General features: G+C 73.3%; 18 protein-coding genes and 3 tRNA genes. 1 reads left to right on the top strand and 20 read right to left on the bottom strand.

Annotation, left to right across the window (positions count from 1 at the left end):
- Positions 1 to 86: 86 nt before the first annotated feature.
- From ACFV8H_RS24550 to ACFV8H_RS24510, 9 genes are all read right to left on the bottom strand, one after another.
- Positions 87 to 159, bottom strand: a tRNA-Ala gene (locus ACFV8H_RS24550).
- Positions 160 to 503: 344 nt separating this feature from the next.
- A tRNA-Ala gene (locus ACFV8H_RS24545) sits at positions 504 to 576 on the bottom strand.
- Positions 577 to 631: 55 nt separating this feature from the next.
- Positions 632 to 704, bottom strand: a tRNA-Ala gene (locus ACFV8H_RS24540).
- 152 nt (positions 705 to 856) lie between these two features.
- A complete protein-coding gene (locus tag ACFV8H_RS24535; RefSeq protein ID WP_375896681.1) occupies positions 857 to 1,504 on the bottom strand; it encodes a histidine phosphatase family protein in 648 nt (215 codons plus the stop codon).
- Positions 1,501 to 1,959, bottom strand: coding sequence for a ribosome silencing factor (gene rsfS / locus ACFV8H_RS24530; protein WP_375896675.1), 459 nt, complete (start codon positions 1,957 to 1,959; stop codon positions 1,501 to 1,503). The genes ACFV8H_RS24535 and rsfS overlap by 4 nt, the downstream gene beginning before the upstream one ends.
- A 137-nt stretch (positions 1,960 to 2,096) precedes the next feature.
- On the bottom strand, positions 2,097 to 4,028 hold the full coding sequence (locus ACFV8H_RS24525; protein WP_380403597.1) for an LCP family protein: 1,932 nt from the start codon (positions 4,026 to 4,028) through the stop codon (positions 2,097 to 2,099).
- Between the two features lie 13 nt (positions 4,029 to 4,041).
- Complete coding sequence (nadD, locus tag ACFV8H_RS24520) at positions 4,042 to 4,674, bottom strand: nicotinate-nucleotide adenylyltransferase (RefSeq protein ID WP_375893133.1); 633 nt, start codon at positions 4,672 to 4,674, stop codon at positions 4,042 to 4,044.
- A gap of 124 nt (positions 4,675 to 4,798) precedes the next feature.
- Positions 4,799 to 4,948: a hypothetical protein gene (locus tag ACFV8H_RS24515; protein ID WP_350505430.1), complete on the bottom strand. Its 150-nt coding sequence runs from the start codon at positions 4,946 to 4,948 to the stop codon at positions 4,799 to 4,801.
- 152 nt (positions 4,949 to 5,100) lie between these two features.
- Positions 5,101 to 5,247: a hypothetical protein gene (locus ACFV8H_RS24510; protein ID WP_188306314.1), complete on the bottom strand. Its 147-nt coding sequence runs from the start codon at positions 5,245 to 5,247 to the stop codon at positions 5,101 to 5,103.
- Between the two features lie 330 nt (positions 5,248 to 5,577).
- On the opposite strand from ACFV8H_RS24510, the gene ACFV8H_RS24505 reads away from it, so the two are divergent.
- A complete protein-coding gene (locus tag ACFV8H_RS24505) occupies positions 5,578 to 6,666 on the top strand; it encodes a M48 family metallopeptidase (protein ID WP_380403592.1) in 1,089 nt (362 codons plus the stop codon).
- 136 nt (positions 6,667 to 6,802) lie between these two features.
- On the opposite strand, the gene ACFV8H_RS24500 is transcribed toward ACFV8H_RS24505, so the two are convergent.
- The 11 genes from ACFV8H_RS24500 to ACFV8H_RS24450 all read right to left on the bottom strand — a co-directional run bounded on the left by ACFV8H_RS24500 (position 6,803) and on the right by ACFV8H_RS24450 (position 21,581).
- Complete coding sequence (locus ACFV8H_RS24500) at positions 6,803 to 7,864, bottom strand: hypothetical protein (protein ID WP_380403589.1); 1,062 nt, start codon at positions 7,862 to 7,864, stop codon at positions 6,803 to 6,805.
- 115 nt (positions 7,865 to 7,979) lie between these two features.
- Positions 7,980 to 8,555 carry a hypothetical protein gene (locus ACFV8H_RS24495; RefSeq protein WP_380403586.1) on the bottom strand — a complete coding sequence of 192 codons (576 nt, stop codon included), beginning with the start codon at positions 8,553 to 8,555 and terminating at the stop codon, positions 7,980 to 7,982.
- A 112-nt stretch (positions 8,556 to 8,667) separates the two neighbouring features.
- Positions 8,668 to 9,990, bottom strand: a complete 1,323-nt coding sequence (locus tag ACFV8H_RS24490; RefSeq protein WP_380403583.1) for a glutamate-5-semialdehyde dehydrogenase — start codon at positions 9,988 to 9,990, stop codon at positions 8,668 to 8,670.
- 172 nt (positions 9,991 to 10,162) lie between these two features.
- Positions 10,163 to 10,687: a hypothetical protein gene (locus ACFV8H_RS24485; RefSeq protein ID WP_375893126.1), complete on the bottom strand. Its 525-nt coding sequence runs from the start codon at positions 10,685 to 10,687 to the stop codon at positions 10,163 to 10,165.
- A 164-nt stretch (positions 10,688 to 10,851) separates the two neighbouring features.
- Positions 10,852 to 11,988 (bottom strand): glutamate 5-kinase, encoded by a 1,137-nt coding sequence (gene proB, locus ACFV8H_RS24480; protein ID WP_375893124.1) that lies wholly within the window; start codon positions 11,986 to 11,988, stop codon positions 10,852 to 10,854.
- 233 nt (positions 11,989 to 12,221) lie between these two features.
- Positions 12,222 to 13,697, bottom strand: a complete 1,476-nt coding sequence (obgE, locus tag ACFV8H_RS24475; protein WP_380403579.1) for a GTPase ObgE — start codon at positions 13,695 to 13,697, stop codon at positions 12,222 to 12,224.
- A gap of 115 nt (positions 13,698 to 13,812) precedes the next feature.
- Entirely contained in the window at positions 13,813 to 14,070 is a 258-nt protein-coding gene (gene rpmA, locus ACFV8H_RS24470; protein ID WP_030058248.1) for a 50S ribosomal protein L27, read from the bottom strand.
- A gap of 14 nt (positions 14,071 to 14,084) precedes the next feature.
- Positions 14,085 to 14,402, bottom strand: coding sequence for a 50S ribosomal protein L21 (gene rplU / locus ACFV8H_RS24465; RefSeq protein ID WP_375893120.1), 318 nt, complete (start codon positions 14,400 to 14,402; stop codon positions 14,085 to 14,087).
- 232 nt (positions 14,403 to 14,634) lie between these two features.
- On the bottom strand, positions 14,635 to 18,234 hold the full coding sequence (locus tag ACFV8H_RS24460) for a ribonuclease E/G (protein ID WP_380403575.1): 3,600 nt from the start codon (positions 18,232 to 18,234) through the stop codon (positions 14,635 to 14,637).
- A 435-nt stretch (positions 18,235 to 18,669) separates the two neighbouring features.
- A complete protein-coding gene (locus ACFV8H_RS24455) occupies positions 18,670 to 19,431 on the bottom strand; it encodes a TIGR03936 family radical SAM-associated protein (RefSeq protein WP_375893117.1) in 762 nt (253 codons plus the stop codon).
- A gap of 221 nt (positions 19,432 to 19,652) precedes the next feature.
- Positions 19,653 to 21,581 carry a TIGR03960 family B12-binding radical SAM protein gene (locus tag ACFV8H_RS24450; protein WP_380403572.1) on the bottom strand — a complete coding sequence of 643 codons (1,929 nt, stop codon included), beginning with the start codon at positions 21,579 to 21,581 and terminating at the stop codon, positions 19,653 to 19,655.
- Positions 21,582 to 21,654 lie beyond the last annotated feature (73 nt).

The raw sequence follows: 21,654 nt of genomic DNA, 5'->3' as shown, positions 1-21,654 counted from the left end.
AGCGGTCTTTCCCTCCCGTCCGCCGGTGGCATGCACACAACGGCGAAGAGCCGCCCCCCGTAACGGGAGGCGGCTCTTGATCACTGTGGAGCTATGGGGAATTGAACCCCAGACCTCTTGCATGCCATGCAAGCGCTCTACCAACTGAGCTATAGCCCCTTGACCTGCGATGTCACCGGGTTTCCCGTCGTTTCCGTCCGGTTTCCCTCGGCGACATCGACTACTTTACACGGTCCTGGGGGTGCTCCTGAAATCCGCTTCCGGGGCCGGTCACCGCGCCCCCGATCACTGCGACCCCGATCACTGCGACCCCGGCCACCGCGCCCCCGGCCACCGACCCGAGCCGCCTGGCACCATCCCCGCCGGCACCCAGGCGAACAGCAGGGCGCCGATACGGGGCACAGGACCCCGGGAGCCCCCACCCCGGGCGCCCCCACCCCGCGATCCCCTCCCAGGAAGCACGAAAGGCCGCCACCCTCAGGTGACGGCCTCTCGAACCACTGTGGAGCTATGGGGAATTGAACCCCAGACCTCTTGCATGCCATGCAAGCGCTCTACCAACTGAGCTATAGCCCCGCGACACTGGCGACCTGGCTCCGGAACTCCGATTTCCACGACCGCCGATGCGGAGTGGAGCTATGGGGAATTGAACCCCAGACCTCTTGCATGCCATGCAAGCGCTCTACCAACTGAGCTATAGCCCCGCACTCACCGGATCTCCCGCTTCCCTTCCGGGCCGCGTTCCTTCCCTGCGAACGAGGAAGACTCTAGCTGGTCAGGCCCGGAACTGCGAAATCCGCTCCTTCCGGGCCCCTCGAAGCCCCCGTCGCCGAGTGCCGTCAGGTGCCGAGTGCCGTCAGGTGTCGTCGCCGATCACCGGCTGCGGGAGCGTGCCCGCGTTGTGCTCCAGCAGCCGCCAACCGCGCGCCCCCCTGCCGAGCACCGACCAGCAGCAGTTGGACAGCCCGCCGAAGCACTCCCACACGGGAGGCTCCAGTCCCAGCAGCCGCCCGAGCATGGTCCGGATGGTGCCGCCGTGGCTGACCACGACCAGGGTGCCGTTCTCCGGCAGCTTGGCGACCGCCTCCAGCACCACCGGCACCGAGCGGTCGGCGACCTCGGTGGACAGCTCGCCGCCACCGCGGCGCACCGGCTCCCCGGCCGCCCAGGCCGCGTACTCCTCCGGGTGGCGCTCACGGATCTCGGCGTTGGTCAGGCCCTGCCAGGAGCCCGCGTACGTCTCCCGCAGCCCCTCGTGGTGCTGCACGTCCAGTCCGGTGACCCGGGCCAGCTCGTCGGCGGTGCGCCGGGCCCGCTTGAGGTCCGAGGAGATCAGCAGGTCGGGGTGCAGGCCGGAGAGCAGCCGGGCCGCCCGCTGGGCCTGCAGCACGCCCTGGCCGGTCAGGTCGATGTCCGTGGTGCCCTGGAAGCGCGATTCGAGGTTCCAGGAGGTCTGGCCGTGCCGCCAGAAGACGACGCGCGGGCCGCGCGCATCCCTGCTCAGTGCAGGTCCTCGGGCTTGCCGAAGTCGTCGGCCGGGGCGACGGCGTTGCCGGCGTCGTCGGTGATCGCGTCGGGGCGGTTGCGCGACTCCACGGCGTCCTCGGGCAGCGGCAGCTCGGGGCAGTCCTTCCAGAGGCGGTCCAGCGAGTAGAAGGAGCGCTCCTCGGAGTGCTGGACGTGCACGACGATGTCCAGGTAGTCGAGCAGGATCCAGCGGCCCTCGCGCTCGCCCTCGCGGCGCACCGGCTTGATGTCCAGCTGCTCGCGCAGCTGGTCCTCGATCTCCTCGGCGATCGAGCGGACCTGGCGGTCGTTGTTCGCGGAGGCGATCAGGAAGGCGTCGGTGATCGACAGCACCTCGCTGACGTCGAAGGCGATGATGTTGTGCGCGAGCTTGTCGGCCGCCGCCTGGGCGGCGACGTTGATGAGCTGCTGGCTGTGGTCGGTGACGGTCACGGTGTTCTTCCGGCTCGGCGGCGTGGGACGGCCCCGGCACGGCGGCAGGGGTCGCCTTCCAGGATCTCACGCCGTCCCCGCGGCCTCGGAACGCATTTCCGGGGCCGCGGGGCGGGCGAGGGGCCGGAGCCGGTCCGCTACTGGGTCTTCGGCGGCTGGTAGTCCTTGCCGAGCACGACCACCAGGTCCGCGTTCTGGGCGTCGCCGACCTTCTTCACCGCCGTGTCCGGCAGCCCCAGGCTGGTCGCCAGGGACTTCGCCGCGCCCTGCCGGGCGTCGTCGGTGTAGCGGATCTCACTGGTGGCCTGCGGCGCGGTCTTGGCGCCGCCCGGGATGAACGTCAGGCCCGAGTTGACGATCTGGACCTGCGCCGCGGCGCCCGCCGCGTCGTTGCCGGAGGCGTCCTGGACCGAGACCCGGGCGGGGGCGTCGCCGGCCGCCGCGGACTTCACGGTGCCGCCGAGCACGTCCTTGACCTGCTTGCCGGCGGTCGCCTCGTCCAGGGTGCCGTCGGGCTTGACGGTCAGCGCGGTGGTGCCGAAGTGGCCGTCCTTGGCCTGCTGGGCGAGCTGGGTGAGCACGCCGGCCAGGGCGTCCTCGGGCAGCGAGGGGTCAAGCACCGCGTTCATCCGGTGCACGTCGTCCTTGGCGTCCTTGAACGTGGTCGGCATGGTGCGCACCACGGCGTCCATGACCTGGCCGAACCGGGCCAGCTGGGCGTCCCGGTTCTCGCCGGGCGCCTGGAGGGTGGCGTAGGCGACCGCGGCCTTCCCGCTGAGCAGGGTGTTCTTGCCCGCCGGGGAGAGCTGCTTGCCGTCCGGCTTGCCGCCCTCGCGGGTCTCGGCGTTGGTGTCCACCCGGACGCCGCCGAGCTGGGAGACCAGCAGTTCCAGGTACGGGGTGTCCAGCCGCCAGGTGCCGGCCACCGGGGCGCCGAGCACGGTGGACAGGCCGTCGCGGGTCGCCGAGGCGCCGATCGCGTCCATGGCCTGGCCGACCGTGGTCACCGGCGGGTCACCCGGGCCGGGCAGCCGCAGCACGTCGGGCAGCAGCAGCACCGTGCCCTTGTGCCCGGAGGCGTCGTCGACCAGCAGCGCGCTGGACACCTTGCCCTGGAGGTCGCGCAGGTGGACGACGTTGACCTGCCGCCCGCCCGCCGCGGCGGCCGCGGTCGGCTTGTCCCCGGTGAACCACAGGTAGCCGCCGACGCCGCCGGCCGCGAGCGCCAGCACCACGCCGAGGCCGACCAGCCGGTTCTTGAGCTTGCGGCGGCGCTCGGCGCGCACCTCGCTGCGGGACTCGGCGAACTTCAACCAGTCGATGACGTCCTCGGACTCCTCCGCCTCCTCGTCGACGAAGGTGAACTCGCCCGTCTGGTAGGAGTCCTTGGGCGCCCGGCCGCCGGCCTTGCCGGGCCGGGCCCCGGCCACCTGCTCGGAGGGCGCGGACTGCGCGGCCGGGGCGGCCTCCGCGCCCGGCCGGGGGGTCCGGCGGCGCGGCGGCGGCACGGCGGCGGGCCCCGCCGGGGCGGACGGCTCCGGTGCGGACGGCTGTGGCACGGTCGGCTGCGGCTCGGCGACCACCGGCCCGGCCGGCGCGGCCGGGGCCACCGGCGCGGCCTGGTACGGCTGCTGCTGGTACGCCTGGTACCCCTGCTGCTGGTAGCCCCCGTACGGGTCCTGCCCGTACACCGGCTGCCCGTATTGGTCGTACGCCTGCGGCTCGTACGGCTGCGGCTCGTACCCCTGCTGCCCGTACGACTGCTGCTGCGGGAACTGCCCGGTCTGCCGGCCGCCCTGCTGGTAGCCCTGGGCCTGGGCCTGGGCCTGCTGCCCGCCGTACGAGCCCTGCTCGTACACCGGCTGCCCGTACTGGTCGTACGTCTGCGACTCGTACGGCTGCTCCTCGTACTGCTGCCCGTACGCCGGGGGCTGCTGCTGCCCCTGCGGGTGTCCCTCGCCCTGGCCCTGCCCCTGGTACGACTGCTGGTACGGCTGCTGGTACTGGCCGGTGGACCACTCCTGCGGCTGCCCGCCGTTGCCGCTGCCGTTACCGCTGCGATCGGTCACGCCCGCTCCTGGCTCAGGTCCCGTGCGGCGCGTAGAGCGCCCGCTTGTCGATGTAGCGGACCACCCCGTCCGGGACGAGGTACCAGACCGGCTCGCCCTTGGCGACCCGGTTGCGGCAGTCCGTGGAGGAGATGGCCAACGCCGGGACCTCCACCAGGGAGACCCCGCCCACCGGAAGCCCGGCGTCCGACAGAGTGTGCCCCGGACGGGTGCAACCGATGAAGTGGGCCAGCGAGAAGAGTTCGTCCGAGTCGTGCCAGGACAGGATCTGGGCCAGCGCGTCGGCGCCGGTGATGAAGAAGAGGTCCGCGGCCGGGTGCAGGGAGTGCAGGTCGCGCAGGGTGTCGACGGTGTAGGTCGGGCCCTCGCGGTCGATGTCGATCCGGCTCACCGAGAACTGCGGGTTCTCGGCGGTGGCGATGACCGTCATCAGGTAGCGGTCCTCGGCCGGGGTGACCTGGCGGTCGCTCTTCTGCCAGGGCTCACCGGTCGGGACGAAGATCACCTCGTCCAGGTGGAACGCGCTCGCCACCTCGCTCGCGGCGACCAGGTGGCCGTGGTGGATCGGGTCGAAGGTGCCGCCCATCACCCCGAGGCGCTTCTTCACCGGTTCCGGTCCGCCGGGATTCCCGGCCTGCTCTCCCATGCCGCCACACCTTACGCGACGCCCGTTGCGGTGCGGGAACGCCCGTGTGGGGGTTGTCCGCAGATGCGTGAGGGAGCGGCCGGCGCACTGGCCGGACGCTCCCCGAGCGGTCCCGGGACGGAGCTCAGCGGTCCCGGTTGAAGCGGGTGGTGATGAAGAGCAGGAGAACCAGGATGAACAGCGCGGCGCCACCCGTCAGCAGCGGGTTGAGGCTGTCGTGGTTGCCCCCCTCGGCGAGCAGGTTCAGGGCGGGGAGTGCGGCAGCAGTGCTCATGGTCGGCGGGACCTTCTCGGCTCGGTGACGGACCTGGGGGTGGTTCCGGGCCGGTGAGGGCCCACCCGTCATCGTACGGGGGGTTACGCGGCAACCGCTCGGCGGCCCACCGCCGCTGACCGGGCGTGAGCGAACCGAGGGGGACGCGGCGTCTACTGGCCCCGGAAGGCGCGGGCCATGATCCAGACCAGCAGGCCGATCCCGACGAAGGAGGCGATCACGATGATCCGCAGGAACAGGCCCGGGCCGGCCTCGTCGGAGATGGGTGCGGCCAGGCTGACCAGCGCTTCGGTGGACATCTGAGGGACTCCTCGAACTGCTCGGTACCGCGGCCGGGTCCGGTCTCGGTTCTCCAGGGCATTCAGGGTAAACCCGCCTCACACCGGCAGCGCCCACCGGCCCCCGCGCCGCGCCCGACCCGCCCCCGACCCGCCCCCGAGCCGCCCCCGCGGCCGTGCCCAGGCCCGCCCCCGGACCACCGCCGGGCCACCCCCAGCCCGCCCCCGGGGACGAGTACGCAACCGCGGACGTTGCACAGGCAGTCGTTGCAGACGAGTCACTGCAGGCGAAGACCAGCGGGGGGCCGGGCGCTGCGCCGAGGCCGCCGTCGACCAGGAGGTACGCAGACCATGACCGACACGACCGCGAACGCACCGAGCCGCCGTCGCCAGCGCTTCCCCGAGATCTCCACCCGGGCCTGGGAGCACCCCGCCGACCGCTCGGCGCTGGTCGCCCTGCGCCGGCTCTCCGGCTTCGACGACGTCCTGCGCAAGCTCGCCGGGCTGGTCTCCGAGCGCTCGATCCGGCTGATGTTCCTGGCCACCGCCGTGAAGACCTCCGAGCGTCAGTTCCCCGAGCTGTACGGGATGGTCCGCGACGCCGCCTACGTGCTCGACCTGGAGCAGGTCCCGGACCTGTACGTCAGCCAGGACCCGACGGTCAACGCGTTCACCATCGGCATCGACACCCCGATCATCGTGGTCACCAGCGGCCTGGTCGAGCTGCTGGACGAGGAGGAGCTGCGCTCCGTCATCGGCCACGAGGTCGGCCACGCGATGTCCGGCCACGCGGTCTACCGGACGATGCTGATGATCCTCACCAACATCGCCACCCGGATCGCCTGGGTGCCGCTCGGCAACCTGGCGATCATGGCCATCGTCACCGCGCTCAAGGAGTGGTTCCGCAAGGCCGAGCTGTCCAGCGACCGGGCCGGCCTGCTCGCCGGGCAGGACCTCCAGGCGTCCATGCGGGCCCTGATGAAGCTGGCCGGCGGGCACAACCTGGCCGAGATGAACGTCGACGCCTTCCTGGAGCAGGCCGAGGAGTACGAGAAGGCCGGGGACCTGCGCGACGGCGTGCTCAAGCTGCTCCAGCTGCTGCCGCAGACCCACCCGTTCGCGGTGGTCCGGGTCGCCCAGCTCAAGAAGTGGGCGGAGAGCGACGAGTACCGCTCGATCCTGGCCGGCGCCTACCCGCGCCGCACCGACGACCCGGACACCTCGGTCGGCGAGCAGTGGAAGGCCGCCGCCGAGCACTACACGACCTCGGTGAAGGAGAGCAAGGACCCGCTGATGGGCCTGCTGCGGGACGTGGCCGGCGGCGCCGCGACGGTCGGCGGCAAGCTGCGGGACACCTTCACCGGTGGCGGCCGCAACGACTCCGGCCCCCGCAACGGCTCCGGGGAGCGCGGCGACTCGGGGAACCGCGCCGACGGCTGACCCCCGCCCCCCTCCGACGGGACGGCCGGTGCCCCGCCCGGGTCACCGGCAACCCCGCCGCCCAAGCCACCGCCTCGCCGCCGCCCCGCTGCCCAAGCCGCCCCCGACGCCGCCACCACCCCGACGCCCGCCCCGCTCAGCTCCCGGCCAGCACCCCGCACACCTGCCAGGCCGGCCGCGCGTGGTTGCCCGGGTCGACCGGCGTCGGCGCGGCCACCGCGGTGCCCTGCGCGGTGGCCAGCACCGGCTGCAGGAAGCCCGCCATCGAGGCGGTGCACGGCTCCGGACCGGCCTGCAGCACCGCGTCCACCAGCCGCAGCTGCGCCTGCCCCAGGTCGACCCGGTCGAGCTGGAAGGTCAGCTCGCGCCGCACCGTCTCCAGGGTGACCGGGGCGCCGGCCGGGGCGCCGGCGGGCTTCAACGCGTAGACGAAGGTGTGGTCGGTGGTGATCTGCAGCGTGCCGCCGTCCGACTCGTCGACCCGCATCGCGCCGACCACCTTCACGGTGTCGGAGGCCAGCGCGACCTGCGCCGGGTCGAAGCGGACGATCCAGCCGGTCACCGCGTGGTGCCGGTCGTCCACCGGCTGGGCGACGCTCGCGTCGAACTGGGCCTGCTCACCGGGCGTGACGAAGACCCGCACGTCCGTGGTGGCGCCCTGGACCAGCTCCGCCGGCGCCAGCGAGGAGGCGACCAGGTAGCGCTGCACGGTGTCGAGGGCCTTGGTCACCTCGACCTTGCTGAAATGCTCGGTGCCCGCGCCGCTCGGGGTGTTCAGTCCGGCCGCCCCGTCGCCGTACCCGGGCGGCAGCGCCGCGAAGGGGTGCGCCGGGTCGGCGACCGGGCGCACGGCCGAAGCCGGGCTCAACGCGACCAGGCTGACGGTCAGTTGACTGCCCTCCGGCCGGGCCGGGATCCCCTTGGGCGAGTTCACCCCGAAGTACACCGCGGCCCCGAAGGCCAGCAGGATGAGCAGCAGCAGGGCCAGCGCCTGACGCGGCACGCTGCCCAGCGGCCCGAGCCGCACCCGGGCCCGGGTGGCCTTGCCGAAGGAGCCCGCGAGCCGCTCCCGGGCGGACAGTTCCTGGATCCGGGCAGCCCGGACGAACGACTCGTCGAAGACGACGGACCGGAACTCGTCCTCATTGCCGGAACCGCCCTCGGGCGTACCCTCAGGAGGCTCGCGCGGGTCACCCATAGCACCAGGGTAGGCGCACACCGGGCCCGCCACGAGGGCCCCGGCGCAGATTGCCGGGAACGCTCCGTGACCACCGCCCCGGGGCGTGCGCCCCCGGACACTCCCCGGAGCCCCGCTACGGCGTCGACGCCGCCAGTGACGGCTCGGCCGGCACCGACCGCGGGTCCGCGCCCGGGCTGCTGCTGCCGGACTCCGGGCGCCGGGGCGCCCCCGAGGAGCCGCCCACGCCCTGGTAGACCGCCGCGACCGCCACCGCCACCAGGCTCACGCCCATGATCACGGCGAGCACCCAGGCCACCGGCCGGTGCCAGCGCTGCTGGGCCACGTACCGCCCGCGCGCCCGCACCGGGTCGTAGCGCCGCCCCCACCGCCGACCCGGGCGGCCGGTCGCCCGGCCCGGGCCCGACCAGGGGTCGGGGTAGAGGTGGTCCTCGTCGAGTCCGCTCGGGTACGGGCGCAGCTCCAGCGGAAGCCCGTCCGCAGCCGGCACGTCATAGCTCCAGCCCGGTCCCGCGGAATCCGGCTCGAACCGCGCCTCGGCGGCGGCGAGCTGCCGCTCCTTGGCGGTCGGCTCGTGCACGGCGGCGGACCGGACGAAGGCCTCATCGAAGACCACGGTGGCGAACTCGTCGTCCGCACCACCGTGGTCGGCGCCGTCGGGGTACGGCAAGCCCCCCACATCCTCAGCCACGGATTCAGCGTATTACCGGCCGGGCGATTTGTCTGTGGCTCCCGGCAGTTGGTCCGTCACCCGTGTGACGACCGCCCCGCGCGGCGCCCCGTTCGGCGCCCGCGCCCCGCCCTCACTCGGCGTCCGCGCCCCCGCCCACGGTCTGCGTCGCCTCGCCACGGACGTGCCCGTCACCAGTGACGATGTACTTGGTGCTGGTCAGCTCCGGCAGGCCCATCGGGCCGCGGGCGTGCAGCTTCTGGGTGGAGATGCCGATCTCCGCGCCGAAGCCGAACTCACCGCCGTCGGTGAACCGGGTGGAGGCGTTGACGGCCACCGTGGTCGAGTCCACCAACTGGGTGAACCGGCGGGCGGCGGCCTGCGAGGTGGTGACGATCGCCTCGGTGTGGCCCGAGGACCAGCGGCGGATGTGCTCCACGGCCGCGTCCAGCGAGGGCACCACGGCCGCCGCCAGGTCGTACGAGAGGTACTCGGCGCCCCAGTCCTCGTCGGTGGCGGGCACCGCGGTGACGCCGGTGCCCTCGGCGGCCTTGAGCACCGCCTCGTCGCCGTGCACCGTCACCCCGGCCTCGGCCAGGGCGGCCAGCGCGAGCGGCAGGAAGGCGTCCGCGACGTCCTGGTGGACCAGCAGCGTCTCGGCGGAGTTGCAGACGCTGACCCGCTGCGCCTTGGAGTTCAGCAGGATGCCGACGGCCATCGCCAGGTCGGTCCGCGCGTCCACGTACACGTGGCAGTTGCCGGTGCCGGTCTCGATCACCGGGACGGTCGAACCCTCGACCACGGTGCGGATCAGCGAGGCGCCGCCGCGCGGGATCAGCACGTCGACCAGGCCGCGGGCGCGCATCAGCTCCTGCACCGAGTCCCGGCTCTCCCCCGGGACGAGCTGGATCACGTCGGCCGGCAGCCCGGCCGCGACGACGGCGTCCCGCAGGACGGCGACCAGCGCGGTGTTGGAGCGGTAGGCGGAGGCCGAGCCGCGCAGCAGCACCGCGTTGCCAGACTTGAGGCAGAGCGCGGCGGCGTCCACGGTGACGTTCGGCCGGGCCTCGTAGATGATGCCGACCACGCCGAGCGGCACCCGCACCTGACGCACGTCCAGGCCGTTCGGCAGGGTGTAGCCGCGCACCACCTCGCCGACCGGGTCGGCCAGGCCGGCCACGTCCCGCACGTCCGAGGCGATCGCGGCGATCCGCTCGCCGGTCAGGCTCAGCCGGTCGACCACCGACTCGGCCGTCCCCGCCGCGCGGGCCCGGGCCACGTCCTCGGCGTTGGCCGCGACGATCTCGGCGCTGCGGGCGACCAGCGCGTCCGCGATCGCCAGCAGCGCGGCGTCCTTGGCCCGGCGCGGCAGCGGGGCGAGCGCGGCGGCCGCCTCCCGGGCACGGCGCGCTACGGCGAGGACGGGGCTGTCGGCGGTGGCGAGGTCGTTGGTCATGCCGCCAAGGGTAGCGACTGCCCCCGCGCCGCCGAGCCGTCATTTCGCCCGGTGAGACGGCGCCCGGACGGCTCCGCGCGCCCTCGGTACGGCCCGCGCCCCGCCCTCAGCACGGGCGCACCCACCATCGGTACGGCCGCGCCCCGCCCTCAGCACGGCCCGCGCCCCGCCCTCAGTACGGGTGCACCCCGCCCAGGTGCGGCGGCGGATCGCCGAAGCCCTCGGCGACCCGCTTGCGGTACGTCGCCCGGTCGACCACTTCCAGCCCGACGATCTCCCACGGCGGCAGGCTCGCGGTCACCTTGTGCTCGCCCCACAGCCGCAGCGCTATCGCCGCCGCGTCGTGCAGGTCCCGGGCCTGCTCCCAGTAGCGGATCTCGGCGTGGTCGGCCGCGTAGCGGGCGGTCAGGAAGAACGAGTGGTCGTGCGCCAGCCGCTCCAGCGAGGCCCGCAGCGCGGACAGCGGGGTGGTCTGCCCGGCCACGCTCAGCACCACGTGCCACAGCCGGGCCTGCTCCGGCACGCTGGGCGGATCCGCCGCCTGCGCGCGCTGCGGCCGCAGCCGGCGCACCCCGCCGGGCCCCTGCGACGGCGGACCGGCCGGCTCGGCGGGGCCGTCCCCGCGTCCGCCGTCGATGCTGGTCAGCCGCCGGCCCGCCGTCCCTCCGGTCAGCGCTGCCTCGCGCCTGCGTTCCACCGGCGGCCTCCTGTTCGGCGATCTCGTGTCGTCCCGTACCGGCCCGCCGGCCCCCGGCCGACCGGTACGGCTGCGCCCCTCCTCGCCCGCGGCCGGTCCGCTCCCGTACGGAGCGGCCCGCCGACCGCGCCGCGCCGTCCGACCGCCGCCGGCCGTACGGCCGGTCAGCCGTGCAGAACGACCAGGTCGTCGCGGTGGACGACCTCGCGCTCGTACCCGGCGCCGAACTCCTGGGCCAGGTCGCGGGTGGACCGGCCGAGCAGGCGGGGCAACTCCCTCGCATCAAAGTTGACCAGTCCGCGAGCCACGATGTGGCCGTTTTCGGCAAGAAGGTCCACCGGATCACCCGCGGCGAAGTCCCCATCGACCTTGGTCACCCCGGCGGGCAGCAGCGAGGCGCCGCCGGAGACGACCGCCTCGACCGCGCCCGCGTCCAGGTGCAGGGCGCCGCGCGGGCTGCTGGCGTGGGCCAGCCAGAGCATCCGGTCGGAGGTGCGGCTGCCGGTGCGCCGGAAGAGCGTGCCGGTGGGCCGCCCGGCCAGCGCGTCGGCGGCGTGGCTGGCGGCGGTGAGCACCACCGGGATGCCCGCGCCGGTGGCGATCCGGGCCGCCTCCACCTTGGTGACCATGCCGCCGGTGCCCACGCCCGCCTTGCCGGCGCTGCCGATCTGGATGCCGTCGAGGTCGTGCGGGCCGCTCACCTCGGCGATCCGGCTGGTGCCGGGCCGGGACGGGTCGCCGTCGTAGAGGCCGTCCACGTCGGAGAGCAGCACCAGCAGGTCGGCCCGGACCAGGTGGGCGACCAGCGCGGCGAGCCGGTCGTTGTCCCCGAACTTGATTTCGGCGGTGGCGACGGTGTCGTTCTCGTTGACGACCGGCATCGCGCCCATCGCCAGCAGCTGGTCCAGCGTCCGGTAGGCGTTGCGGTAGTGGGCGCGGCGGCTGGCGTCCTCGGCGGTGAGCAGTACCTGGCCGACCCGGATGCCGTACCGGGCGAAGGAGGCGGTGTACCGCGCGACCAGCAGCCCCTGGCCGACGCTGGCCGCGGCCTGCTGGCGGGCCAGGTCCTTGGGCCGCTTGTCCAGACCGAGCGGGGCGAGCCCGGCGGCGATGGCACCGGAGGAGACGAGCACCACCTCGGGCGGCTCCGGGCGGCTGCGCGCCTTGGCGAGCGCGTCCACCAGGGCGTCCACCCGGTCGGCGTCCAGGCCGCCGGCCGCCGTGGTGAGTGAGGAGGAGCCGACCTTGACCACGATCCGCCGTGCGGTCAGCACCTCCTCCCGCAGTGAGTCCTCGCTCATCTCGCTGTACGCCCTTCCGGTGTGGTGCGGGTGCGGCGGGGCCCGGCCCGGCCGCCATGGCCGAAATCTACGCGATCCGCGCAGGTCACCCCCAGGGGGTTTCACCGGCTGGACCGGCCCCGCCCAAGCTCCGGACCCCTCGGGCGAGGTGACGGCGCGTCATGCAGCAACACAGCGGACGGCCCCGCCACCTGTCGAGGTGGCGGGGCCGTCCGCTGCGCGGCGGGATCGACTCAGTTCTCCTCGTCGTCCTCGATCGCGGCCTGCCGGCCGCTGGAGAGCGCCTCGAAGGCGAGGTACTCGGCCTCGGCCGCGTCCCGGCCCTTCTGCTTCTCGCGGCGACGGTCGACCGCCGGGCGCTGGGTCTCCATCCGGTGGTCCTCACCGCGGCGGCCGAGCATCTCGGCGCCGGCGGCCATGGTCGGCTCCCAGTCGAAGACGACGGCGTTCTCCTCCGGGCCGATGATGACGGTGTCACCCTCGCGAGCGCCGACCTTCCACAGCCGGTCCTCGATACCGAGGCGGGCCAGCCGGTCGGCCAGGTAGCCGACGGCCTCGTCGTTGCTGAAGTCGGTCTGGCGGACCCAGCGCTCCGGCTTGACGCCGCGGATGCGGTAGGAGCCGTCCTCCTCCTCGATGGTGAAGCCCTCGTCGTCGACGGCCGTGGGCCGGATCACGATCCGGGTGGACTCCTCGGCCGGCTTGGCGGCGCGCGCCTCGGCGACGATCTTCGCCACCGCGAAGCTCAGCTCGCGCAGGCCCTTGCGGGAGGCGGCGGAGACCTCGTACACCTGGTAGCCGCGCTCCTCCAGCGAGGCGCGGGTCAGGTCGGCGATGTCCTGGCCGTCCGGGACGTCCACCTTGTTGAGCGCGACCAGGCGCGGGCGGTCCTCCAGACCGCCGTACTCGGCGAGCTCCGCCTCGATGGTCTCCAGGTCGGTCAGCGGGTCGCGGCCGGGCTCCAGGGTGGCGCAGTCCAGCACGTGCACCAGCACCGAGCAGCGCTCGACGTGCCGCAGGAACTCCAGGCCCAGGCCCCGGCCCTGGCTTGCGCCCGGGATCAGGCCGGGCACGTCGGCGATGGTGTAGACGGTTTCGCCCGCGGTGACCACGCCGAGGTTGGGGATCAGAGTGGTGAACGGGTAGTCCGCGATCTTCGGCTTGGCGGCGGAGAGCACCGAGATCAGCGAGGACTTGCCGGCGCTCGGGTAGCCGACCAGCGCCACGTCGGCGACGGACTTGAGCTCCATCACGATGTCGCGGGCCTCGCCGGGCTCGCCGAGCAGCGCGAAGCCGGGCGCCTTGCGGCGGGCCGAGGAGAGCGCGGCGTTGCCGAGGCCGCCGCGGCCGCCCTGGGCGGCGACGAAGCTGGTGCCGTGGCCGACCAGGTCGGCGAGCACGTTGCCCTGGCGGTCCAGCACCACGGTGCCGTCCGGCACCAGCAGGACGAGGTCGGAGCCCTCGGCGCCGGTGCGGTTGCCACCCGCGCCCGGCTTGCCGTTGGTGGCCTTGCGCTTGGGCGAGTGGTGGTACTCGAGCAGGGTGGTGACCTGCGCGTCCACGGTCAGGATGACACTGCCGCCCTCACCGCCGTTCCCCCCGTCCGGTCCGCCGAGCGGCTTGAACTTCTCACGGTGAACGGAGGCGCAGCCGTGGCCTCCGTTACCCGCGGCGACGTGCAGTTCGACGCGGTCCACGAAGGTGGTCATGGTTGTGCCTCCAGTACGGGGAAGGGTTCTTCTGCGTAAAGCGCGAAGGGTGGACCGGAGAATTCCGGCCCACCCTTCAGTGTGAGTCCTGTCAGACTCGGGAGTCCGTTCGGACTCAGGCCTCGACGGCCACGATGTTGACGACCTTGCGGCCGCGACGGTTGCCGAACTGCACCGCACCGGCGGTCAGCGCGAACAGGGTGTCGTCGCCACCACGGCCGACACCGGCACCCGGGTGGAAGTGGGTGCCACGCTGGCGGACGAGGATCTCGCCGGCCGAGACGACCTGGCCACCGAAGCGCTTCACGCCGAGGCGCTGGGCGTTCGAGTCACGGCCGTTACGAGTAGAGCTTGCGCCCTTCTTGTGTGCCATTTTTCGCTATCCCCTTACTTGCTGACCGAGTCGATGCTGGTGATGCGCACCGCGGTGTGCTTCTGACGGTGACCCTGACGACGGCGGTAGCCGGTCTTGTTCTTGTAGCGCAGGATGACGATCTTGTCGCCCTTGGTCTGGTCGACCACCTCGGCGTGAGCCTTCACGCCGGCCAGGACCCACGGGTCGGAGGTGACGGCGTCACCGTCGACGACCAGGATGGTCGAGAACTCCACCGAGTCACCCGGCTTGGCCTCGATACGGTCGATCTCCAGCACGTCGCCGATGGCGACCTTGTGCTGGCGGCCGCCTGCGCGAACGATCGCGTACATGCGGTACCTACTTTCCCAACTCGGTCGGAACTCCCGACGCCAGCCACCTGGGTACGGACACAGGGGCCTCCCTCCGAACGCGCGCGCACGGGGCGCGGTGCTCTCGGAGAGGTGATGTGCTCGGGAGCGCGGCGTAGACACGCCGATGGTCAAGAATACGGACCGGCCGCCCAGGGGGCAAACCGGCCGGTACGACCGGGGGCGGGAAGGACTCCCGCCCCCGGCGTGGGCACTACTCGGACGCCGTATCACCCTCGGCGGCCGCGGCCTTCTTGGCCGCCGCGCTCGTCCGCTTGGTCGCGGTCTTGCGGGCGGTGGTCTTCTTGGCCGCCGTGGTGGTCTTCTTGGCGGCGGTCTTCTTCGCGGCGGTCTTGCGGGCGGCCCGCTTCTTCGGCGCCGGGGCCTCCTCGGCCGGCTCCTCCTCGGCGGGGGCCTCCTCCGCGGCCGGGGTCTCGACGACCTCGGTCTCCGCGACGGCGGTCCCGGCGGCGGCCTCCGGGGCCACCTCCGCGGCGGGCTCGGCCACGACCTCGACCGCCGGCTCGGCGGCCGGGGCGGCGGCGGCCAGGGCCGCCTCCAGGGCCGCGTCGGCCTTCGCCTGCAGCACCACGATCTCGGCGGCCTGCGGGGCACCGGCCGGAGCCGTCGCCTTGCGCACCGCGCGGCGGCGCGGACGGCCGGCCGGAGCGGCGGCGGGGGCCTCGGCCACCGGGGCCTCCACCTCCACGGCCTTCGGCGTCTCGACCACCACGGTCCCGACGGCCGGGGCCTCGACGCCCGGGACCTCCAGGGCCAGCTGGCCCTCGATCTCCTCGCGCACCGGCTCGGCGGGCTCCTCGAACGCCTCGGCGACGGCCTCGGCCACCGACCCGGCCTCGACGGCCTGCGGCTCCTCGTGGCCCGCGCCGCCCTTGCCCCGGCGGCGGCGCTTGCCGCTGCCCGGGCCCGCCTCGACGGCGGTGGCCGCCGGGGCGTGGACGTGGGCGCTCGGCTGCTCCATGTGCACGATCACGCCGCGGCCGTTGCAGTGCACGCAGGCCTCGGAGAAGGACTCCAGCAGGCCCTGGCCGACCCGCTTGCGGGTCATCTGGACCAGGCCCAGCGAGGTGACCTCGGCCACCTGGTGCTTGGTCCGGTCCCGGCCCAGGCACTCCAGCAGTCGGCGCAGCACCAGGTCGCGGTTGGACTCCAGGACCATGTCGATGAAGTCGATCACGATGATGCCGCCGAGGTCGCGCAGCCGCAGCTGGCGCACGATCTCCTCGGCCGCCTCGATGTTGTTCCGGGTGACCGTCTCCTCCAGGTTGCCGCCCTGGCCGACGAACTTCCCGGTGTTGACGTCGATGACGATCATCGCCTCGGTGCGGTCGATCACCAGCGAACCGCCGCTGGGCAGCCAGACCTTGCGGTCCAGCGCCTTCATCAGCTGCTCGTCGATCCGGTAGGTGGCGAACACGTCCACCTCGGAGGTCCACCGCTGGAGCCGCTCGGCGAGGTCCGGCGCCACGTTGGAGACGTACTCGTGGATGGTCTTCCACGCCTCGTCGCCGGAGACGATGACCTTGGTGAAGTCCTCGTTGAAGATGTCGCGGACGACCCGGACGGTCATGTCCGGCTCGCCGTACAGCAGCGCCGGGGCGTTGCCGGTCGCGGCCTTCTTCTGGATGTCCTCCCACTGCTGCTGGAGGCGCTGGACGTCGCGGGTCAGCTCCTCCTCGGAGGCGCCCTCGGCGGCGGTGCGCACGATCACGCCCGCGTCGTCCGGGACGATCTTCTTGAGGATCTGCTTGAGGCGGGCCCGCTCGTTCTCGGGCAGCTTGCGCGAGATGCCGGTCATCGAGCCCTCGGGCACGTACACCAGGTAGCGGCCGGGCAGCGAGATCTGGCTGGTCAGGCGGGCGCCCTTGTGGCCGATCGGGTCCTTGGAGACCTGGACCAGCACGGACTGGCCGGACTTGAGCACCGACTCGATCCGGCGCGGGCCGCCGTGGCCCAGCGCACCGAAGTTGACCTCACCGGCGTACAGCACCGCGTTGCGGCCCTTGCCGATGTCGACGAACGCGGCCTCCATGGACGGCAGCACGTTCTGGACCTTGCCCAGGTAGACGTTGCCGACGTACGAGGTGGCCTGCTCCTTGTTGACGTAGTGCTCGACCAGCACGCCGTCCTCCAGCACGCCGATCTGGGTGCGCTGGCCGTTCTGGCGCACCACCATGACGCGCTCGACCGACTCCCGGCGGGCCAGGAACTCGGCCTCGGTGATGATCGGCACCCGGCGGCGGCCCAGCTCGCGGCCCTCGCGGCGGCGCTGCTTCTTCGCCTCCAGACGGGTCGAGCCCTTGATGGACTGCACCTCGTCCGGGTCGAAGGACGGCTCGGTGGAGCGGCGGCGCGGCTCGCGCACCTTCACCACCGTGCGGACGCCGTCCTCGGTGGTCTCGGCGGCCTCGACGGCGCCGGCCTCACCGCTGCGGCGGCGACGGCGGCGACGGCGGCGCGACGAGGACAGGCCGGCGGCCAGGTCGTCGTCGTCCTCGTCGTCCTCGTCGGCGACGGCCCGGGTCGGCTCCTCGGCGGCGGGCTGCTCGGTCTCGACGGCCTCGGCGGCCTCGAAGTCCTCGGCCTCGCCACGGCGGCGGCGACGGCCGCCCCGACGGCGGCGGCGGGACGGACGGCCGTCCTCCCACTCGTCCTCGGCCTCCGGACCGGCGACGGGGGCCTCCACGACGGGCTCCTCGACGACCGGGACCTCGACCGGAGCGGCCTTCACCGGAGCAGCCTTGACCGGAGCGGTCTTCACCGCAGCGGCCTTGGCCGGGGCCGACTTGGCCGGGGCGGCCTTGGCCGGCGCCTCGGCGGCCGTCCTGCGACGGTTCGGCTCGACCCGGGTGCGGACCCGGCGGCGGCGGCCGACACCGCTGTACTCGTACTCGTCCTCGTCCTGGCGCTCGGCCTCGACGGCCGGGGCGGCCTCGACCGGCGCCGAGGCGGCGGCGGGCTGCTGCGGCGCGACGGGCGCGACGTAGGGGGCGGGCTCCTGGAACACCGGGGCCTGGAAGACCGCGGTGGCCGGGCGCACGGCGCGGCGGCGCACCCGGTGGTGCGGCTCGGCCTCAGCGGCCGGGGCGGGGGCGGCGACCGGCTCGGCGGCGACCGGGGCCTCGGCGACGGCCTCGACGGCCTCCTCCTCGGCGGGCTCCTCCTCGACGGCGGGCTCCTCGGCCACCGGCTCCTCCACCGGGGCCTCGACCACCGGCGCGGCCTCGACCACGCGACGGCGGCGCGGACGGCGGGCCGGAGCGGCCGGGGCCTCCTCGGCCACCGGCTCGACGGCCGGCTCGGCGACGGGCTCGGCCACCGGGGCGGGGGCGGCGGCCACCGGCTCCTCGACCGGGGCCTCGGCCTTCTTGCGGGTCCGACGGGCCCGAACGGGCTTCTCCGCCTTCTCCTCGGCCTTCGCCTCCGTGGTCTTCGTCTCTGTGGCCTTCGCCTCCGTGGCCTTCGCCTCGGCCTCCGGAGCGGTGACCACGATCGCGGTCTCCTCCGGAGCACCGGCCGGAGCCTCGGCACGCTTGCGGGTCCGGCGGGCCCGGACCGGCTTCTCGGCCGCCGGCGCCGCCTCGGCGGGCACCTCGGCCGCACCGGCCGTCGGCTCGACCGGGACCACCGTCTCGGCCGTCTCGGCGGCCGCACCCTGCGGGGTGCCCGCCGGGCGGGACACCGCCCGGCGACGACGGCGCGGCGGCGCGGCGGACGCGCCCTCACCACCGGTCGCGGCGGTTTCGTTCTGTTCCGTGGCCGCAGTCTGCTGCGGATCGGTGTTATCGAGCATGCGGGTGGATCTCCCGTCAGGCCCCCGGGCTCCACATCCGGGCACGGCACGGCACCAGTGGGCGGCCGGCATCGCGAGGATGCTCGGGCCGGACCCTTTGACGGTGCCGCCGTGCGGACGCGAGGCCGCACAGGGGCTCGTAGTCTCGCTCGGCGCCCCGCGTTGCGCGGGGTGTCGAAAGTCTTCTGGTCTGACCAGTCTTCTGAGTTTTTCCCAAGCTGAGCCGTCCCCCAACCCCGGGTGGCTCCCGGACGGGGTCCCGAGCCCACCGACCGTCGTGGTCGGCGGGCCCCGAGTGGCCGGCCTGTGCTGCGACGACGCTCGCTCCCCTGGGGAGCCGCGGCAACCCTGGAGGACCGTCGGGTCCAGTGAGGCACTGGACCCGGCCTCCGCCCCCTAGGCGGACGCGGTAGCGCGCGGCCCGCCGGCCGTTTCTCAGCCGGCCGGGGCCGCGGCGCGGTCGAGCGCCAGCGGGTCGGTCACCGTGCCGGACTCCTCATCGAGCGGCCCCTGCGCCAGCCTGGTCACCTCTGCGGGGACCGGCGGCGCCAGGTCGGCCGTCGCACGGAGACCGGACAATACGTCGTCGGGTCGTACGGCGGGTGTGGCGTGTCGTACTACCAGGCGCAGTATCGCACAGGGACGGCCCGTCCGAACATCGCGGCCGTTTCCGACCGCCGTGTCCGCACCGCCGTCGACCTGCGGCTCGACGGCGACGAGCGCCGCCACCGCACCGCGCGCGTCGAAGACCCGCACGCCGTTCTTGGTCCGGCGCTCGACCTCGACCTTCTCCTCGGCGAGGAACGCGCGGACCGCCTCGGCGGCCTCGGCCGGCTCGACGCCGTCCAGGCGCACCAGCCACTCGGAGGCCTCCAGGCGCTCCACGAAGTTGGGCGTGCGCACCTCGACCGCGTCGATCACGTCCAGGCCGTCCGGCAGCGACTCGTCCAGCTGCGCCCGTAGCTGCTCCGGGTCGCGCGCGGCGGCCAGGCCGATCTCCAGGTACTCCGCCTCGCTCGCCACCCCGGTCGGGGCGGCGTTGGCGTAGGACACCTTCGGGTGCGGGGTGAAGCCCGCCGAGTAGGCCATCGGAACGGCGGACCGGCGCAGGGCGCGCTCGAAGGCGCGCTGGAAGTCACGGTGGCTGGTGAAGCGGAGCCGGCCGCGCTTGGTGTAGCGGAGACGAATCCGCTGCACCGTCGGCGCGGGCGGCGGACCGTCGGGCGTACGGCGTGCCAGGGTCGCTCAGTCCTTAGTCAGTTCTCCCCGTCCGGCGCGGCGCAAACCCGCCACTGTCCGGACTCTGTCACCCCAAAGGGTACGCGCCCCGCCGCCCCGCTCGCTCCGCCCCTGGTCAGCCGCCCACGACCGACCCCCGCCCGGAACACTCCGGACGGGGGTCGAGAGCCCTGCGCCGACTACTTGTTGACGACCGTCAGCGGCAGCATCTTCTTACCGGTCGGGCCGATCTGGATCTGGGTGTCCATCTGAGGACACACGCCGCAGTCGAAGCACGGCGTCCAGCGGCAGTCGTCGACCTCGACCTCCTCCAGGGCGTCCTGCCAGTCCTCCCACAGCCAGTCCTTGTCGAGGCCGCTGTCCAGGTGGTCCCAGGGCAGCACCTCCTCGTAGGAGCGCTCGCGGGTGGTGTACCAGTCGACGTCGACGCCGGTGCCGGCCAGGCCCTTCTCGGCGGAGAGCATCCAGCGGTCGTACGAGAAGTACTCGCGCCAGCCGTCGAAGCGGCCGCCGTCCTCGTAGACCGCGCGGATGACCGCGCCGATCCGGCGGTCGCCGCGGGAGAGCAGGCCCTCGACGATGCCGGGCTTGCCGTCGTGGTAGCGGTAGCCGATGTTCTTGCCGTACTTGCGGTCGCCGCGGATGGAGTCGCGCAGCTTGGCCAGGCGGGCGTCGGTGGCCTCGGCGGACAGCTGCGGGGCCCACTGGAACGGGGTGTGCGGCTTGGGCACGAACCCGCCGATGGAGACGGTGCAGCGGATGTCGTTCTGGCCGGTGACCTCGCGGCCCTTCTGGATGACGTTCTTCGCCATCTCGCCGATCTGGAGCACGTCCTCGTCGGTCTCGGTGGGCAGGCCGCACATGAAGTACAGCTTCACCTGGCGCCAGCCGTTGCCGTAGGCGGTGGCGACGGTGCGGATCAGGTCCTCCTCCGACACCATCTTGTTGATCACCTTGCGCATCCGCTCGCTGCCGCCCTCGGGGGCGAAGGTGAGGCCCGAGCGGCGCCCGTTGCGGGACAGCTCGTTGGCGAGGTCGATGTTGAAGGCGTCGACGCGGGTGGACGGCAGCGACAGGCCGATCTTGTCCTCGGTGTAGCGGTCGGCCAGCCCCTTGGCGATGTCACCGATCTCGGTGTGGTCGGCGCTGGACAGCGACAGCAGGCCGACCTCCTCGAAGCCGGTCGCCTTGAGCCCGCGCTCGACCATCTCGCCGATGCCGGTGATGCTTCGCTCCCGCACGGGGCGCGTGATCATGCCGGCCTGGCAGAAGCGGCAGCCGCGGGTGCAGCCGCGGAAGATCTCCACGGACATCCGCTCGTGCACCGTCTCCGCGAGCGGGACCAGCGGCTGCTTGGGGTACGGCCACTCGTCCAGGTCCATCACGGTGTGCTTGGACACCCGCCACGGCACGCCCGGGGCGTTCGGCACGACGCGGCCGATCCGGCCGTCGGCCAGGTACTCCACGTCGTAGAACTTCGGCACGTACACCCCGCCGGTGCGCGCCAGGCGCAGCAGCAGCTCGTCGCGCCCGCCCGGGCGGCCCTCGGCCTTCCAGGCACGGATGATCTCGGTGATGTCGAGGACGGCCTGCTCGCCGTCGCCGATCACCGCGCAGTCGATGAAGTCCGCGATCGGCTCGGGGTTGAACGCCGCGTGGCCGCCGGCCAGGACGATCGGGTCCTCATCGGTACGGTCCCCGGCCTCCAGCGGGATGCCGGCCAGGTCGAGCGCGGTCAGCATGTTGGTGTAGCCGAGCTCGGTGGAGAACGACAGCCCGAACACGTCGAAGGCCTTGACCGGGCGGTGGGCGTCCACCGTGAACTGCGGCACCCGGTGCTCGCGCATCAGTGCCTCGAGGTCCGGCCAGACGCTGTAGGTGCGCTCGGCCAGCACCCCCTCGCGCTCGTTCAGCACCTCGTAGAGGATCATGACGCCCTGGTTGGGCAGGCCGACCTCGTAGGCGTCGGGGTACATCAGCGCCCAGCGGACGTCGCAGGCGTCCCAGTCCTTGACGGTCGAGTTGAGCTCGCCGCCGACGTACTGGATCGGCTTCTGGACGTGCGGGAGGAGTGCCTCCAGGCGTGGGAAGACCGATTCGACAGTCATGTACTAGGAACCCTTACGACGTGATTCGGTGCCGCGATTCGGCACGGGAGGGGTGACCCTCAAGGGTAGCCCA

Source organism: Kitasatospora sp. NPDC059827 (assembly GCF_042731675.1).
GTDB lineage: Bacteria > Actinomycetota > Actinomycetes > Streptomycetales > Streptomycetaceae > Kitasatospora.
The sequence above is the reverse complement of the archived record's forward strand: the minus strand, read 5'-3'. Positions and strand labels throughout refer to the sequence as shown.

What these genes read in the sequence shown, in the direction of transcription:
- nadD (WP_375893133.1), bottom strand. Translation starts at nt 4,674, where the DNA reads ATGGGAGAGCAGGCCGGGAATCCCGGCGGACCGGAACCGGTGAAGAAG.
- ACFV8H_RS24515 (WP_350505430.1), bottom strand. Translation starts at nt 4,948, where the DNA reads ATGAGCACTGCTGCCGCACTCCCCGCCCTGAACCTGCTCGCCGAGGGG.
- ACFV8H_RS24510 (WP_188306314.1), bottom strand. Translation starts at nt 5,247, where the DNA reads ATGTCCACCGAAGCGCTGGTCAGCCTGGCCGCACCCATCTCCGACGAG.
- ACFV8H_RS24505 (WP_380403592.1), top strand. Translation starts at nt 5,578, where the DNA reads ATGACCGACACGACCGCGAACGCACCGAGCCGCCGTCGCCAGCGCTTC.
- ACFV8H_RS24500 (WP_380403589.1), bottom strand. Translation starts at nt 7,864, where the DNA reads ATGGGTGACCCGCGCGAGCCTCCTGAGGGTACGCCCGAGGGCGGTTCC.
- ACFV8H_RS24490 (WP_380403583.1), bottom strand. Translation starts at nt 9,990, where the DNA reads ATGACCAACGACCTCGCCACCGCCGACAGCCCCGTCCTCGCCGTAGCG.
- proB (WP_375893124.1), bottom strand. Translation starts at nt 11,988, where the DNA reads ATGAGCGAGGACTCACTGCGGGAGGAGGTGCTGACCGCACGGCGGATC.
- obgE (WP_380403579.1), bottom strand. Translation starts at nt 13,697, where the DNA reads ATGACCACCTTCGTGGACCGCGTCGAACTGCACGTCGCCGCGGGTAAC.
- rpmA (WP_030058248.1), bottom strand. Translation starts at nt 14,070, where the DNA reads ATGGCACACAAGAAGGGCGCAAGCTCTACTCGTAACGGCCGTGACTCG.
- rplU (WP_375893120.1), bottom strand. Translation starts at nt 14,402, where the DNA reads ATGTACGCGATCGTTCGCGCAGGCGGCCGCCAGCACAAGGTCGCCATC.
- ACFV8H_RS24460 (WP_380403575.1), bottom strand. Translation starts at nt 18,234, where the DNA reads ATGCTCGATAACACCGATCCGCAGCAGACTGCGGCCACGGAACAGAAC.
- ACFV8H_RS24450 (WP_380403572.1), bottom strand. Translation starts at nt 21,581, where the DNA reads ATGACTGTCGAATCGGTCTTCCCACGCCTGGAGGCACTCCTCCCGCAC.